This is a genomic window from Candidatus Hinthialibacter antarcticus, from assembly GCA_030765645.1.
Taxonomy (GTDB): domain Bacteria; phylum Hinthialibacterota; class Hinthialibacteria; order Hinthialibacterales; family Hinthialibacteraceae; genus Hinthialibacter; species Hinthialibacter antarcticus.
In genome coordinates, this window is the sequence record JAVCCE010000059.1 from 122,463 (window position 1) to 139,008 (window position 16,546).

General features: G+C 52.2%; 12 protein-coding genes. 3 read left to right on the forward strand and 9 right to left on the reverse strand.

Annotated features, from left to right (window positions below; all coding sequences use genetic code 11):
- Window positions 1-69 precede the first annotated feature (69 nt).
- Window positions 70-1,293, forward strand: coding sequence for a DUF3419 family protein (locus P9L94_14510; protein ID MDP8245293.1), 1,224 nt, complete (start codon window positions 70-72; stop codon window positions 1,291-1,293).
- Window positions 1,294-1,295: 2 nt separating this feature from the next.
- Complete coding sequence (locus P9L94_14515; protein MDP8245294.1) at window positions 1,296-1,952, forward strand: class I SAM-dependent methyltransferase; 657 nt, start codon at window positions 1,296-1,298, stop codon at window positions 1,950-1,952.
- A 119-nt stretch (window positions 1,953-2,071) separates the two neighbouring features.
- Here the strand turns inward: P9L94_14515 and P9L94_14520 are convergent, their stop codons facing one another.
- From P9L94_14520 to rpmA, 7 genes are all read right to left on the reverse strand, one after another.
- Window positions 2,072-3,028, reverse strand: a complete 957-nt coding sequence (locus P9L94_14520) for a hypothetical protein (GenBank protein MDP8245295.1) — start codon at window positions 3,026-3,028, stop codon at window positions 2,072-2,074.
- A 214-nt stretch (window positions 3,029-3,242) separates the two neighbouring features.
- Entirely contained in the window at window positions 3,243-5,774 is a 2,532-nt protein-coding gene (locus P9L94_14525) for an SUMF1/EgtB/PvdO family nonheme iron enzyme (protein ID MDP8245296.1), read from the reverse strand.
- Window positions 5,775-5,852: 78 nt separating this feature from the next.
- Window positions 5,853-7,316 carry a D-alanyl-D-alanine carboxypeptidase/D-alanyl-D-alanine-endopeptidase gene (dacB, locus tag P9L94_14530; protein MDP8245297.1) on the reverse strand — a complete coding sequence of 488 codons (1,464 nt, stop codon included), beginning with the start codon at window positions 7,314-7,316 and terminating at the stop codon, window positions 5,853-5,855.
- Window positions 7,317-7,338: 22 nt separating this feature from the next.
- Window positions 7,339-9,750: a hypothetical protein gene (locus tag P9L94_14535; protein ID MDP8245298.1), complete on the reverse strand. Its 2,412-nt coding sequence runs from the start codon at window positions 9,748-9,750 to the stop codon at window positions 7,339-7,341.
- A 36-nt stretch (window positions 9,751-9,786) separates the two neighbouring features.
- A complete protein-coding gene (locus P9L94_14540; GenBank protein MDP8245299.1) occupies window positions 9,787-10,974 on the reverse strand; it encodes a bis-aminopropyl spermidine synthase family protein in 1,188 nt (395 codons plus the stop codon).
- The gene (locus P9L94_14545; protein MDP8245300.1) at window positions 10,974-11,924 is read right to left on the reverse strand and encodes a 2-dehydropantoate 2-reductase; all 951 of its coding nucleotides are present in this window, start codon (window positions 11,922-11,924) and stop codon (window positions 10,974-10,976) included. Before P9L94_14545 ends, P9L94_14540 begins: the two co-directional genes overlap by 1 nt.
- Window positions 11,925-12,001: 77 nt before the next feature.
- Entirely contained in the window at window positions 12,002-12,262 is a 261-nt protein-coding gene (gene rpmA, locus P9L94_14550) for a 50S ribosomal protein L27 (GenBank protein MDP8245301.1), read from the reverse strand.
- A 104-nt stretch (window positions 12,263-12,366) separates the two neighbouring features.
- Here rpmA and P9L94_14555 point away from each other — a divergent pair, with 104 nt between their 5' ends.
- Complete coding sequence (locus P9L94_14555) at window positions 12,367-13,356, forward strand: CHAD domain-containing protein (protein ID MDP8245302.1); 990 nt, start codon at window positions 12,367-12,369, stop codon at window positions 13,354-13,356.
- On the opposite strand, the gene P9L94_14560 is transcribed toward P9L94_14555, so the two are convergent.
- The gene (locus P9L94_14560) at window positions 13,319-14,926 is read right to left on the reverse strand and encodes a sulfatase (protein MDP8245303.1); all 1,608 of its coding nucleotides are present in this window, start codon (window positions 14,924-14,926) and stop codon (window positions 13,319-13,321) included. The two genes, P9L94_14555 and P9L94_14560, sit on opposite strands and share 38 nt — an antisense overlap.
- A 202-nt stretch (window positions 14,927-15,128) precedes the next feature.
- Entirely contained in the window at window positions 15,129-16,529 is a 1,401-nt protein-coding gene (locus P9L94_14565) for a DUF1593 domain-containing protein (GenBank protein ID MDP8245304.1), read from the reverse strand.
- Window positions 16,530-16,546 lie beyond the last annotated feature (17 nt).

A 16,546-nucleotide genomic window follows, 5' to 3' on the forward strand; every position in this document is an offset into this window, starting at 1 on the left:
TTGTCAGGGTGAAGCGAATGGCGTACGATACCATTCCTCAAGCACAATTGCGCGGCAAAGGAACGATCCATGAGCGTCGATTCACCAACGCTGATAAAGAATGCTGTTGAACATCACTCGGCTGTTTCTAAAAAAGGGTTTTTAGAACGGCTTTTTTCATTCTGGTTTGACGGCTTTGTTTATAACCAGATTTGGGAAGACCCCCGCGTTGATATGGAAGCGCTACGGGTTGACGAAAACAGCCGCATCATGACCATCTCGTCAGGCGGATGCAATATTCTCAATTACCTGACCGCGAAGCCGGACGCGATCCATGCGGTTGACCTCAACCAATATCACATCCATTTTACCACGCTCAAATTTACCGCGTTGCGCCATCTGCCCAATTACGACGCGTTTTTTGATTTTTATGGTCGCGCTGACAAACCATCGAACGTCGAAAATTACGAGCGATTTCTGCGAGACCATCTCCCCAATGAAACGCGCGAGTATTGGGACGGTTCCGCCTTTGGCGTGAATGCGCGCATCGAATATTTTGAAAAGAACCTATATAACTATGGCGCGATGGGCTTCTTCATTCGTTTCGTTCATAAACTGTGCGAATGGTTCGCCAAACATCCGCGCCTGATGTTAGAAGAGAACGATCCACAAAAACGCGAGGAACTGTTCGAGCGTGTGTATGGGCCGTTCTTTGACACCTGGATCGTGAAGTGGTTAGGGCGGATGCCGTTTATGTTTTACAGTCTGGGCATCCCGCCGCAGCAATTCGAGTTTATGAAAAAAGAATGCAACGGGCAGTTGAACGAACTCTGCCGCGAGCGCATCAAGCGCATGTGCTGCCAGTTTCCGATTGAAGAAAACTACTTCGCCTGGCAGGCGTTCGACCGCAAGTATGACGTGGAGAACCGCGTTGCTCTGCCCGATTATCTCAAACAGGAAAACTACGAGACCGTCAAAGCGGGGCTGGACAACGTCACCCTGCAACTGGTCTCGACGACGAATTTTCTCAAAGCCCAACCTGACAACAGCCTCAACCGCTATATTCTTCTCGACTCAATGGACTGGATGGACGCCGACGATATGACCGAACTGTGGACGGAAATCGCGCGCACCGGCGAACCCGGCAGCCGCGTGATTTTTCGCACGGCGTCGTTCGAGTCGCCCATCGAAACCGCCCTGCCTGATGAACTGCGCAAACGCTTCGTCTATGAAGAAGAAGCCTCGAAGGCGTGGTTTATGCAAGACCGCTCCGCGATTTACGGCGGTTTTCACGTCTATGAACTAACGGCGTAGCCATGACTGAGTCTGCCAACCATGCCGAATTGATGGACCAGGTGTATCGCTATCAGCGCTACATCTATAACATCACCCGCAAATTTTACCTGCTGGGCCGGGACTCGTTGATTGACGAGATGAATGTGAACCCCGGCGAGCGCGTACTTGAAATGGGCTGCGGCACCGCCCGCAATTTGATTGTATTCTCCAAGAAGAACCCCGAAGTCATTTGTTACGGTATCGACGCGTCGCAGGAGATGCTCGACACGGCGCAGAAAGACGTGAACCGCGCGGGGCTGACTGAGCGCATTGTCTTAAAACGGGCGCTGGCGGAGCAGGTTCGGTATGAAGAAATATTCAGTTTAGAACAGCCGTTCGACGCAGTGATTTTTTCATACTCGCTGTCGATGATCCCCACTTGGAAAGACGCGATCCAGACTGCGCTCGATAATCTCCGTCCGGGGGGCATGATCTATATTGTCGACTTTTGGGACCAAAGCGGTTGGCCGAAATGGTTTCAATTTATATTGCGGCAGTGGCTGGCGTTGTTTCATGTCCATCACGAGCCGGAACTGATTGATTTTCTCAAAACGTTTGAAAACAAAGGCGCGGGCAAGATCGAGATTGACTCTATCTTTCGCCGCTACGCCTTCAAAACCCGCCTGAAAAAAAAATAACCCTCCTTTAGGCATCAAGCCGGGGAGGGCGAGGCTCCTGCCGAGCCGCATTAATGGAATACGCTATCGGTTTTACGCGGCTCACCAGGAGGTTCGCCCTCCCCATAAAAGATATGTTTTCACCTATTCATGCGCCTGACGATAGGCGATTCAGTGGCTGATGGTGTGAAGAAATCATCGCTGAATTCGACATCACCATTTTTTACGTCAATTAAGGTAAACACCAATTCATCGCGAAAGCCGTCTTCAAAAAGTTTTTGACTGTGTACAACTTTTGGTACAAGCAATCCGCCGTGGTCTTCAAAGTCTTCGCAGACAAATTGGAGAATAACCTTGCCGTTTTGAATATGTTCGCATTTTGTCCAATAGTTGGGGTTTTCGTCGAGCAGGGTGAACTCAACATGTCGGTCTCTGCTCTGCAAGGTCGGGCTTTCAACAAATAATTTTTGGACGCCGTCTTTGTTGATTAGGCGTTTTTCGTAGTGGGCCGATGGGGCAAATACGGTTTCCATGCCCGAGCCAAAGCGGGCGAAACAGCCAAAGTCAGTCCAGCGGCGGGTTAAAAAATCTCCCGTTCTGACTACGTTGTCATCAACAGTCGTCATCGTGCCATTGAGGCCGTCGTACAGGTAAAAATGTTCTGTTCCATTGGGCTCATTGGGGCGATAGACATCTTGCCGAATTTTTGTCCCATCGGATGAGAAGACATATATAGCGTCTACAGGTTGCTTTTTGATGGCCTCTTGTCGCTCCGCGATCATTTCTTCAAGGTCTTCATCTGTTACACAAGCCCAATTTTGCTCTTCTTCGGAAGATAAAGTTTTATTTTTTCTATCTTGTAAAAATTTTTGGTATTGCTGAATCTCATCCTTGTAGTCTTCAATGATTGAGTCGGGCATGTTGACGTCGTAGAATTCCAATACTTGGAAAGTGAGTTGTATATTCTGAACAGATTGGAATTCTTTTTGAACGGATTGAGATAATTCAAGAATGGAAGCGACTTCAGCTATTGCATTAGATTGAACAAAGAATAGCGCTAAAAAAGAAACTGAACTGAGAATCAATCTTTTATTCATCTTCTTTCTCCCCTCCAAATCTGTCGGTGACTAGAATATATCTCTTATGGGGGGGGGGGGGTAAATATCTTTTTCTAAAATTTTTGCTATATAAGTATAGGTAACATGAAATCGACCCGGTCTTCCGCCGCTACGCCTTCAAAACCCGCCTGCGCAAAGAGGGCGAGAAGCCCGCGCCGAAGCGAAGGAAATTGTACTCACCTTGCGAATTTTCTCACTCTCGAATCACGACGCGAAAGCCCAGCGCAACGTAGACATCGTCGGGTTGGAAGGTGCTGCGTACGGCGCTGCGGACGAATTGCGGGCCGTCTTGCCACGAGCCGCCGCGAATGATTTTTGAGCGGCCCCGCTCCGGCCCGGCGGGGTCGACTTGCGCCTCGCTGGAATAAAACGCAAACCAATCGTCGCACCATTCCCAGACGTTGCCGAGCATGTCATAGACGCCAAAATCATTCGCCTCAAATGATCCCACCGGCGCGACGGCGGCGAAACCATCGTCACACGGGAACGTGCTGGAAAAAGCAGGGAAGAAAGTCGTGCTTTGAATGTCGGCGACATTGGCGCGGGAGCAGGTCTCGGTGTTCGTAAAATCATCGCCCCAGGGTCGGCGCGTCACCGTACCCGCGCGCGCTACATATTCCCACTCGGCTTCTGTCGGCAGCGAGAACGTATATTCGGTGTTGTCCGTCAGCCAGTCGCAAAACTCTTGCGCCCGCTCCCAAGTGACGTTCGCGGCGGGCATGTCGTCGGCGTTGAGGTCAAAATCGCCGCCTCCATTCACAACATGGTTCGATGCAAATTGCCTTATCTGCGCATTGGTGACTTCATATTTCCCAATCCAAAAATCTTGGGTGATGGTGACGGTGTGCGCGGGCTTTTCGACTTCGCGCGCATGAGGGTCAACGTTGTCGGCGCCGCGAATGTAAGAGCCTTTGGGGATTTTCACCATCTCCATTTTGATCTCGTTGCCAAGGTTGACTTCAACCGTCTCGCCAGTTGGAACGCCGGACGCAGGAGTCGGCGTAGGCGTCACGAGCGGCCCGGCTTCGACCTGCATGTAATAAATATTATCGGCGCTGTCTGGGTCAAAGAAAAATGCGCCAAGGTCGGGCCCGCTTTTTCTCAGGTCGAGCCACGCCAATGATTGCGTCCAACCGGGCGGGAACACATTGATTGGGCCTTCGCGAAGAATGCCCTCGCTGTCAAAGCCGAACAGCGATTGGGTGCTGCGGTCGATTCCCCAGATGCGGTTATTCAACCATTCGATGTCAGCGAGCGCTCCCGCTTCAATGACCCGGTCGAGGCCAATGCCGTTTTCGTCGATGCGGTAGAGCCTTTGCCCAAACGAACTGTTGCCAAGAAAATAAAACACGCCGTTTTCATCGCCTGCGATGGCGCCTTCGACCCAATTCACTGGAACCGAAATGGGCGATTCATGCAAGACGACGCCGTCTTTATCGAAGATCCAGGCGTGAATTGGCGCCCCCGCGCTGGTGGTCGGGTAGGCGACCAGGATGCGTTCGCCGCTCCATTCCGCATAGACCCAATCTAAATCGTTTGGGAATTCAGAGATCGCTTGAATGTTTGTTGTACCGAGAAAATCTCCAATGGCGCTTAAGCGGTGAACGCTGATCGTGTTCGGGAAGCGCAACACGGCCATCACCCAGCCTTGGTCGGAGCCTGCAAATGCCCATCGAAAGTCATTGGCGCCGAGGTGGTCAACGTCGACCGCACTGCCAACGGGATCCGAAAACGTGAATGGCTCAAAACGAAAGCGGCGCGTGAAGGCCGGGTCTTCAAAAAACATTCCGAATAACAGGCCGCCGTCCGCCAGCGATACACCGGAATAATCTTCAGAATTGATCGGCAACTTGCGATGGAAGATTCGCCCAAAGCGATCAAACGAAATGAATAGCGGGTCGCCGAGGTTGTTGTATCCAAAAGCGGAATATCCCAACTGGCTATCAGAGAGATAACCAATGCGTGGAATTATCACCGGTTCTAAAAATAATTCGAGTGCGCGGTGGACTTCCCATAAGCGCACGGGTTCCGGCGTTGGGATGTTGGGATCGGGCGTGGGAGCAAGCGGCGTTGGCGTGGGGGTTGGCGTCGGTGTGGACGGAATAGTGATGGGAGTCGCCGTTGCGCTTCCGGCGGGTATGGTTGGCGTAGCGGTCGCGAGCGGATCTATTGTCGGCGTCAATGTTGGAGTCGGGCCGATCGGCGTCCCGGTTGGAAACAGCGTTGGCGTTGCGGAGGCGTCAACAATTGTCGGGGTTGCGGTTGGCGCTAGCGTTGCGGTTGGCGAGGCGCCAATCGGCGTATGGGATGCAACCGGCGTGGGCGTTTGGGCAACGGTCGCCGTTGGCGTTGCGTCTGGCGTCGAAGAGGGAGCAGGCGTTGATGTTTCGAAGGGCGTCGGCGTATCCGCTGGCGTTGGCGTATCAGAGGGAGTCGGGGTGTCGTCAGGCGGCGCGGTTGGTTCGCTGGTGGCTGCCGCCGTGTAATCATTCACGATAATAATCAGGTCGTTATAATTCACGACGCCGTCGCCGTTGGTGTCGCCGTTTGTGAACGGCTCAACGGTTTGCTGCCAGTGTTGGCTCATCAATAAAAGCGAGAACAATACGTGGCTTGGGTCGCTGGTATCGGCGGCGCGCAATGGAGCGGTTGTCAAAACACAAATAACCGCAGCCAACAACACAGCCACCGCCCAACGGATATCCATTCGACGGAACAGTGACATGGGTCCCTCAACCCGAATCAGGAATTATATTAGGTATAATATAGCGGTTGCGGGAACGATATGGAAGGAATTTTGGGGTTAGCCCTTTTCGGCGATGAGCGCACAGGCGCTGTCAATGATTTGGGTGATGCGATACCCGCGTGTTGACGTATTGCCAATCATCGAAAACGCATAGGTTGTTCCGTTGCGGCTGCTGATATAGCCCGATAGCCCGCGAACGCCGTTGAGCGTACCTGTCTTGGCTAAAACGCGACCATTGGCTGCGGTGTCTTTCATCCGGCTCTTGAGTGTACCGCTGCTTCCGCTTTCGGGAAGTAGGCTTTTGAACAACGCTGCGTGAGGCGAGCGTTCGACGGCGCGCAGCAAATCGACGAAGGCTTGCGCATTGGCGCGGTTTTCGCGCGATAAGCCTGACCCGTCCGCGAGATAGATCGAATCTAAATTGCATCCATGTTGAAACAAGACGCTTTTGACGGCCATCGCGCCGACGGTGTAACTGCCGATGCCGTACATTTCAGCGCCAAGCGTTTTTAAAAAATGTTCGGCATATAGGTTCTGGCTGTTTTTTAAACAGACGTTCAATAAGCGTTCGAGCGGTTCGGAGCGATGAACGAGAAGCAGGTTCCAGGAATTGCGGTCGGGCGTTTCTACTTCGTCTGCGTCTTTGGCGCCGCCGGTGATGGTGATGCCTTCGCGCTCTAAGGTTTCTTTCAGCACGGTCACGAAATAGAGCGTCGGATTTGGCGTGCTGGCAAAATGAGTGGATGTCCGTTTTGCGCGAACGGAACCGCTGACGCGCAATGTCTTGGCGTCGTCAATTCGCTCGATGCGAACGCCTTGCACATTTTTTGAACTGCTTGCAGTTGTCACTTTATTGTCAATTTTCAGGTAGGAGGTTGGCGGGTCGAGCGTGATACTGGCGCGTTGTCCCGCTTTGGCTTCACCGCGTATGATGAGGTCGATGCACGCGTCGTTGTATGAGAGTGCGCTGACTTCAGCGGAATACCATTCTTCCCGATAGCCGGGGTCCCAGTTTAGGCCGAGATTGACGTCATCAAAATAGTCGTCGACGCCAATAATATCGCCGTCGATTGTTGTGATGCCGTCAAGTTTGAGTTTGGCGGCCCACTGGCGGAACGTTTCCGTCAAATCGCCTCCATTGAAGCGTCCGCCGATGCTGGGGTCGCCGCCGCCTTCGACAATCAGCGCGCCTTTCCAGACATTGCCCGTACGGGCGCCTGCAAGGTGCACTTTGGTTTCGTAGCGAAAGTCAGGCCCCAACTGTAACAAGGCGGCCGCGCCGGAAAATAACTTGATATTCGACGCAGGAATCAATTTACGCTCAGGCGCGAGCGAGTAGAGCGGTTTGCCGCCGTTTAATGGATAGACCAGGACGCTCCAGTTTTGGTTGGCGTTTTCTTGAAAGAGCGTGTTGAGATCATCCCGTAACGCTGCTTGGGCGGAGATCGAAAATGAAAGAGACAAAAAGAGAACGGCAGCCGCGAGGGCCGCCGTTTGGATTCGTTTCTGAAATAAGCGCATTGAGCACATCATAAGCAATCCGTTAATTCATGCCAATCTGAGTTTGAGGCGCTGCTTCGCTTTCGCCCGTGTTGGCGCCATCGTTGGCGTCTTCGAGGTTTTTGACGAAGTGTCCTTCAACATCAATCTGAACATTCACCACGTCATTTTCCTGGTTGTTAATGACAATGTTATTGATGGTGTTGATTCGGCGCGCAAATTCGATGTCATAGAAATATTCCATCGTGGCGCGATAGTCGGCGTCGAAGTCTAATGTCAACGAACGCTTGATGTAATAGTCCATGCCCTGCAGTTCCATCGTTTTGTTATAACTATCAATAATTTCCGGTGGAATCAGGCCGTCTTTTTTAAACTTGTTCCAGTTTTTCAGCGTTTCTTTGAAGCCGTCAATCTTATCTTGAATTTCTTTTCGGATTGCCGGATCGCGGATGGGATCGCCGTTTTCGTCATAGAAGGTCATGCCCATGCCGCCCATACCGCCCATGCCCATCATGCCCATACCACCCATGCCGCCCATCATACCCATACCACCGCCCATGCCGCCCATGCCGCCGTACATGCCCATGCCGCCGCCCATCATGCCGCCCATGCCGCCGGAACTCAGGGTGATGGTTGCAACATAGCCGTCGGGGCCGATTAAGTCATTTTGGATTTTTTTGAACTCCCCGTCAAAGTGAGAGCGAAGTTCATCGTCGTTGACGTTGTAGTTTTGGCCTTTGTTGATGACGTCATTGAGGGCGATGATTTGGTTCTCGACCGCTTGTTGGGCCAAGTCATAACTCAAGCGCTGAAATTCGACGATGCGGTGCAACAATTCCTTGCGAAGTTCCAGCGGATCAATTTCGAGTAAGTCCATAAGTTCATCATACGTTTTGCCTGTGTTCTTGCGGATGTATTCGAGCGTCCACAGTTGGCGAATGGCTTTAACGGTATCATCGCCGCCTTGGAGGTAATTACGGTCGAGGCCGATGGCGTGGCGCGCCATTTCATATTCGCTTTCGTAGCGCTCGCGGATATCCTGGGTCATTGACTGAACCACTTTTCGGCGTTGCGTCGCTTCGAGGCTCCCGAGCAGTTCTTCAAGACGTTCCGGCGGAGGCAAGTCATCAACGAAGTTATCAATTAATAGCGTTGATTCATTGGCGCGAAGTTCGCGGGTCGTATCGAACGCCGTTGTTACGCGGTTTTGGATGCGCAAGTCATCAAACGTGCAATCAGCGGGGAAGGCGCCTTCTTCATCAGCGCCAAGATAAACGCCGGAGATCGCTTGAGGAACGGAAATGTTTGAGGTCAAGGTTTGACCAACGGTTGAACCCATGCTGCGTCCACCGCCCATCATGCCGCCGCCCATGCCGCCCATCATACCGCCGCCCATGCCGCCCATCATACCACCCATGCCGCCCATCATGCCGCCCATGCCGCCCATCATACCGCCCATGCCGCCCATCATACCCATACCCATGCCGCCGCCCATGCCCATACCGCCAAGGCTCATGATGCCCATTTCGTCTTCGTCATTGGCGTCACGGATAGAGATGCCGGACATAAAGGGGACGCCTTTGTTCTGGCCATTGATGTAGAGGGCTTGGCGTTTGGATTCCCAAATGGCGGAGACTAAGTACCATTGGTCGGGCTTCCAGTCGCTGATGTTTGCGGTGACTGTGCTGGGAACAAGACCATCTTTGAGTTCAAAGGTCAATGTGGGGCCTTCGCCTTTATAAATCGCGACGAAATTTTCAACAGTAATTGTGGCTTGGCCAAGTGGCAATTGAATTTGATTGCGGCCAATTTCTTCTTGTTTGGCTTCGATTTGAGCCTGTAAGTCTTCACGGGATTTCTTATCAATATGGATCCCCATAAACAAGCATTTATGGTGAATTTCGCGGTCCATCGGGTCCCAGTCGGGTTTCACCCAAAATTCGACGGTGCCTTTTTTGGGATCAAGGACTTTGCGCATTCCAAGATTGGAGAACGCCATCGAACGTCCGCCTTCGGCGTAATAACCAGTTGCGTATTTTCCATCGCGGATGCCGTGGTTGACGCCCCACGAGTTGGATACGCGTAGTTTGGTGATTTGCGTACCTTGCTCGAGTTGTTGCATGCGGCTGATTTCGCTAAAAATTTCATCGCGGAAATTGATGGCGGGATTAAAGTGGTCGATCAGTTTGAGTTGTTGGTCGAGTTTTTCAAAACTATCTTGCGAGAGATCATTGTTGGTTTCAATGTTGCCAATGATTTTTTCCATCGCGCGACCAATGTCATCGACCGTGCCGACGTCCGAGACGATTTGGCGATAGCGTCCTTGAAGGCTGCTCAAGTCTTGTTTGTGTTGAGCAAGGTCCGCTTTTTTGGGAGCGAACACAAACTGGTGTAAGCACCCAACGATGGCTAGGCCGACAACGATCAGCACGATACCGAATACTTTTTTATTCATTGTCCAATCTCCGCGTTATAGCAAGAATCAGAATAGTTATTTTATTGTTTCTTCCGGTGGTTTTGAGACGCGTCGGAACTTGTCGTTCTCGCACTCATCACAACCGTTTGATTTTAGTTCTTGTACGGAAGCGCATTCTTTCTCCGGGCCGACTTCATACTCTGTTCCGCACAAGGTACATGCGTACGTTCCGCCCGGCGCGCGCCGTTCACCCGTATAGAAAGGAGTATAACGTAAATCGAGTTCAATTTCAGGTGATGGGCGGGAACTCTTTTCCCATAAATAAAGTGACGACGCATGAGCGTGAATTGAGGCGCCTTCATATTCATTAAACTGGGGATGCGTTTCGCGCAGCGACCAGCCCATTTGTAAGAGATTTTGTTGGATGTCCCACCATTCATCTACGCCCGGCGGCGGCATGGATAAGATGAATGTTCCCTGGGGCGTAGTGGCTTCCCGGCAGCGATACGCAAAGGCTGAGGCGCCATTGAGCGTATAAGGCGGGTCTGTCAACGCAACATCAAATTTCCCCTGCCAATCCGATGGGAAGTCTGTCCGCGCGTCATAGACGAGGGTTTCAACGCTTTTATCTGTAACTTCTTGAATCAAATCAAGATAGGGTGAGTCGATGTCAGCGGCTGCGATGGTTCCCAAGCCGTCTTGGTTTTGATAAACCTGCTTGCGTACCAGATAGCAGGCCACGCTGGTGAGGTCGTCGTCGCCCATAAAGAACAACGAGCGACCGAGTAGGCCTTTGTTGAGTAAAAACAATGCTTTAAGGATTCCTGTTTCTGGTGTGGCGTGGCTTTGGTCGAGCGCCATGTCCGGGTCGGGGCGCTCGTCGCAGATCGCCGCGAATTCTTCCACAACCTGCATCGCTTGCGGAGGCAAGACATTGCCGCGCCCTTGGCAGGAGGAGCACAAAAACGGCATGGCGCCTGGATTGCCAAACAAGCGCTCCAGAACCGCGTCGCCGTTTGGCGTCGTGACCAGGGTGCGTACTTCTTTCAGCACGTCGCGTTTTTCTAATTCGCGCCGAAGCGCCGCCATCACCGGGACGGGAATCTGGACATGCCACGACCAGTCATGGGTTGAGATGCCGGGGTTTTGATAAAGCGCCCATAGCGCGCGGGTGACGCCTTCAACGCCTTCGCGTAAGCGCACCGATTTTGCGAGTTCACTGAGCCAGAGGTTGAGTTCTTCGATGGTTTCGGGTTGTTTCATTATGATGGACGCTGTTCCCTTGCGCGGAGTAGCCGCGTGATGGTTTGGTTGACGGGCGTTTTGATATTTTTTTCTGCGCCCAATTGACAGATCGCGCCATTCAGTGCATCGACTTCCGTGCGGCGGCCTTTTTCGAGGTCGCGTAGCATGGACGGAAAATGCGCTGCGGTGGCGGGAACCATCTTATCATAAAAGGCCTGGCGATACTCGTCCGCCGAAGTCCAGAATTGCGGGATGCCATGCGCGGCGGTGACGGCGAAGGCTTCATCCAACACGTCATCCATCATCGCCCGCGTATTCGGGTTGTCCGCCAAGGCGCCATAGGTGACGCCCAGCAGAGCGCCCAATGGGTTCAGCGCCGCGTTGTACATAATCTTCGCCCAAATAAATTGTTCGAGTTCTTCGGTGGCTTCGCAGGGAACGCCCGCTTCGTAGAGCGTCATCGCGAATGATTGCAGATGGGGCAGGGGAAATTCCCGCCAATAATGTCCCAGCCGGATAGCGTCAAAATGAACGGTGACGTTCAGTTCGCCGGGGGCGGTCAGTTCAACGCCGGTAATAAAGCGCCCGCCAAGCGTACGTTCTTGACCAATTGCGTCTGCGATGATTTGGCAATTTCCGTAGCCGTTTTGCATCGAGATGACGATGGTCGAATCGCCGACCACCGGCTTACAGGCTTCGATGGCGGCGGGAGTATCAAACGCTTTCACGCAAATGAATATCTGGTCGAAGACGCGTTCTGCTTCTGGAATATCTTGGATGGTTTCATAGGCGGGTTGTGGGGCGACCTTGTGATTGCCCCATAAGCCTGTGATGGAGATTCCCTGGCTGCGAATGCCGTCAACATTCGAGCGGCGGCCTACAAAAAATACCGGATGCCCGGCGTTTGCTAATAATCCGCCGATCAGTGAGCCGACTGCGCCTGCGCCAAAAATGAGTGTGCGTATCATATTGAATGTTGACCCTGAAAATGAAAAAGCCCCGTGGGTACGGGGCTAGTGTAACTCATATTGATGATGAAACGCAATTAGGCGGCTGCAGGTTCGATCGAAATGAATTTGCGGTTGCGGCGCGTGTGAAATTTCACGTGACCGTCAATTTTCGCAAAAATAGTATCGTCGCGACCTTTGCCTGCAAATTCGCCTGGGTGAAACTTCGAACCACGCTGACGGACAATAATAGAACCCGCTGTCACGAATTCTCCGCCGTAGCGTTTTACGCCTAGATATTGTGGGTTACTGTCGCGACCGTTTTTTTGTTTTCCGCCGCCGCTTTTTACGTGAGCCATTGGTCTTACTCCATTTTTGGTTTGTAACGTGTTAAGATATCCGTTTGTGTGCAAAATTCAAGCGTTCAGAGCCGTATTTTGTAGATTGGAGCGATTTTACCCGTATGCTGAAGACGTTTATTCAAGCCGAAGAAATTCCCCAGGAACTCCTGGGTTCTGTATGTCAAGATGATTCAGCGCCTTATGCTGCGCGAAAAATATTAGCCAAGCAATTTACTATCGTATTGCGTCATCAAGAAGCGGCAATTCACACCGATGACCCCGAGGCGTTGCATCAAGTGCGTTTAGCGATACGCCGGATGCGGACTTGCCTGCGTGTGATGAAGCCAATGTTGGGCGACGATCTGGTTGGTAGATTAATGCCGGGCATGAAACGCACCGGGTCTATTCTCGGAGATGTAAGAGACCTCGATTCGTTCATCATCTGGTTGTCGCGCATCCGTGAATTCATGCACTTTAAAGTGCGGGTCGCGATTGATGCAATTGAGCGGGAGTCGCTGGGCGTTCGTAAGCAGGAAAAGCAAACCGTGATTGATGAATTAGAAAGCGACTCCTACAGCGAATGGACGCAAGCCTTGCTCGAGTTTCTCCACTCTGACCGGTTTGCTGAAACGACGGAAAAGACTTTGCGCGACGAAGCGCCGGGGATTTTGACGTACTTGTTGTCGTATGTGAGTGCGACGACGAAAGACGCATCGTCCGCGTCGTTCAAGAAATTACATAAACTGCGCATTCGGTGCAAATGGCTGCGTTATTTTTGTGAATTTTTTAACGACGCCTATGGCGACCGCTTGCAGCCCGTTATAAAAGAAATCAAAGTGATGCAATCTGAGTTAGGGATCGTTCAAGACCATTCCCGCGATATCAAGATGCTAACGGCGAACAAACGCAAATTCACTGAAATCAATTGCGTCGATGATAAATCGGTCGCGGCGCTGATTCAGTTTTTTAGCCGCCAGCGCCGAAACACCCGCAAGCGCTTCAAAAAAATATGGAAAGACTATACCGCTAAGAACAATCAAAAACGGTATCTGAAACTGTTTAAGAAATTTCCATCTATCGAGGAAAGTCCGGTTCAAAGTCGGTTGGATTGACCCACCCGGCTTTGAGTTTTTCGCCGTTCATGGCGCGGTCATAAAAACCGCGTGTATCGGTTCCGGCATATTCGTATTCATCAAAAATATGTCCTTGGCCGAACATGCGCGGGTCGCTCTGGCGTTTTAATTCACGCGCCATCTTTGTTTGCATTTTTTGCTTGAGCCGCGCCAACAACGCGTTGCTTGCCAGATTGTTCATACATTCGGGGTCTGTCGTGATGTTATAGAGTTCTTCTTCGGGCCGTTTGCTGAACGACGAAGCCCAATACGGGTTGGTCTTGGGGTCCATCCGCGCATCAATCAGCCATGTCTTGGTGGGGCTGCCGTCGCAATTTAAATAGCCCGTCTCAGGATCGCCCGCCGGCCATCGCGCCGGTTCAAAATTACGAATATACAAATAATCGCCTTGGACGAGGCCGCGAATGGGATAGCCCCAATCGTGAGGCCGCCCGATGTCATGGCGCTCTTTGCCGATGAGCACAAAATCGCGGCTGCGATTCACGACGCCGTCTTTGGATGATAACAGAATATCGGTCAGGCTCTTTCCTTCGATTGGTTGCATTTCGCTTTTGCGTTGGTTGACCCCGGCGAGTTCTAAAAACGTGGGCGCGAAATCAATAAAACTGACGATGTCGTCAATCGTGCGCCCTGCGTGTTGGATGCCGCCCTTCCACATGATCGCCAAGGGAAGGTGGTTCGACATCTCATATTCTTGCCCTTTGATGCGCGGGAAGGGCATTCCATTGTCGGCTGTGACGATCACGATGGTGTTGTCTAACTCGCCGCGTTCTTCGAGTCGCGCCAGCATTTTTTGCAGGTGCTGGTCGAAATATTCAATCTCGAACGCATAGTCGAGCATGTCAGTGCGCACGGTTTCGTTGTCCGGCCAGAACGAGGGCACGGCATCAACGTCGCTTAGGTCCTTACCGCCCTTGTTGATTCCCGCTTGGTATTCATAGCGACGGTGCGGTTCGATGCCGCCGTACCAGAAACAAAACGGCTGGTCGCCTGTCCGGTCATCGAGGAACGCATCAAAATTGGCGGCGTAGTCAATATCTGAAATATGTTTTGCGGGCGGCGTGGTTTTGATTTTGCTGTATTGCTTGCCTGTAAGTTGGCGTTTCTTGCCGTTGTTATCGACCGCTTCGCCTGGCGCCCACCCTTTGGCGGTGTATCCGGTGTGATAGCCGTGTTCAACCAATGTTTCTGCGTACGTTTTGAATTTGGTCGGGAAATGGGGGATATGGTTCGCGGCTTCTTCGAGTTGCCATGAATTGCGTCCGGTCAAAATGCAAGCGCGGGACGGCGCACACTTTGCGTTCGGCGTGTAGGCGCGGCTGAAGAGAACGCCTTCGCGGGCGACGCGGTCGAATCCGGGCGTGTTGACCCACGAACAGCCATAAGCGCCCATGTGAGGAAACGAAGCGTCATCGGCGATGCAAAACAAAATGTTGGGGCGTTTGGCGGCGCCGTTTGATTGAGCGGCGCGTTTTGGCGATGTTGCGCAACCCGCTAGCGACGCTGCGATTCCACATGCGCTTGATTGTAAAAAGTGTCTACGGTCCATTTCTTGCTCCTAACGGAAAGTAATCATAAGGTGTCATTGCGAGGAGGCTTAAAGCCGACGCGGCAATCTCATCCATAGAAAAGCAATACCTGTCTGCCGCAGGCTGGTCGCTTCGTTGAACTCGCTATAACACGGATCCCCCCGGCGTCTTCGACGCCACCCCCCTTACAAAAAGGGGGGATAATGCACCAAAGCCGAGTCATCATTCAGGCTTCACGGTTACGATTGCCCGGCGATAGGAAAATAGCGTCGGCTCGCCTTTATCTTTTAATTGCAAAATCACATGGATGGTCTGTTCGTTCTTGACCTTGGGCGCGACGAATGACGTCGACTCGCCGGATGATTCAGACAAACTGACGTTTCCCCGATAGGTTCCCGCTTCTCGATAGACAAACCACTTGGTCTCAAACGCGTTCCCATCAGGATCGTTAGAGCCTTCAGCGCTTAGGGTGATTTTGTCGCCGGGCTTAGCGGATAATTCGACGATGTCTTTACCGTCTTGCTCGTTCAATATTGCAATCGGGTTGTGGTTGGCGTCTTGATAGTTGCTTGCGATGCACCAGTCCATTCGCGCGGCGAAGTCATACTGAAACGCATCGCGCCAACGCCAGATGGTGGCTTGCGCAGTGGTGTGGGTTGTCCCGTCTTGCGCGGTGACGGTATCGCGGTCGTTGGTCCAGATGGGGCGCGTTTCGCCATAGGACGCATACAGTTGATAGCGTCCGCCCCAGCCGCCGTAGGCCGGGCTGATATGGCTGCCCAGGCCAGTATTGATCAGTCCCAAAAAGGACGGCGTATCACCTTCCATAATGTAAGATAATTTTGGGTACAACGCGCCTAGCGGGCCATGATTATTGATGATGTGTTCTTCCAGCCAGGGATTATCAACCAGGTCGAAATAATGAAAGGGGCCGTTTTTATATTGGCGGTCGCCTGCGATGCCCGACCAGGTGGATTTATAGTATTCATTGCCGCCGACGTGGCTGGGGGTTACGACGTAAAATAATTCAGGAAACGTAATACGCATCCAGCGGCCGGCGTTGTCTTGGTCTGAGATGGTGTAGACCCGCAGTTTAGAAACGAATTTGGCTAACTCTTCCGGGCTGCGTGAGTATTTCACGTCCCACAGCGCTTGCGCTAACGTATTGGCGCCGCCCCAGACCGATACCCACAATGGGCGCGAATCCGGCTTGTCAACTTGCTCGATCAACAGTTGAGAACCGGGCGTGCTTTGGCCTTCGCCGACGCTGTCCATGCCAAAGCCAGGCTGTCCGGTTGCGGAAACGCGTTTCAATTCATCAACGGTGGGAAAACCGTCTGCGTGTTTCAAAAGGTTATCGCGCACTTTGCCGTAGGCGTCGATGTCGTTGTGGATCAAGTCGAGCCGGGTTTTATTTCGCAGCCAAATTGAGGTGGTCGCGACCAGACCTTCTACATCATATTCATTCGAATAAACCAAAAAGCGAACCATTGATTCTTCGTCATCCGGTTCGTTTGAGATGTCAGTCAATACAAACACGCGAGGTTTTTCGGAACTGATGGCAGGGGCAATTAATACAAGCGCAAGAATAAATGCGATGAATGAATAACGAATTGCTTTCATGACGGCGGCTCCCTAAT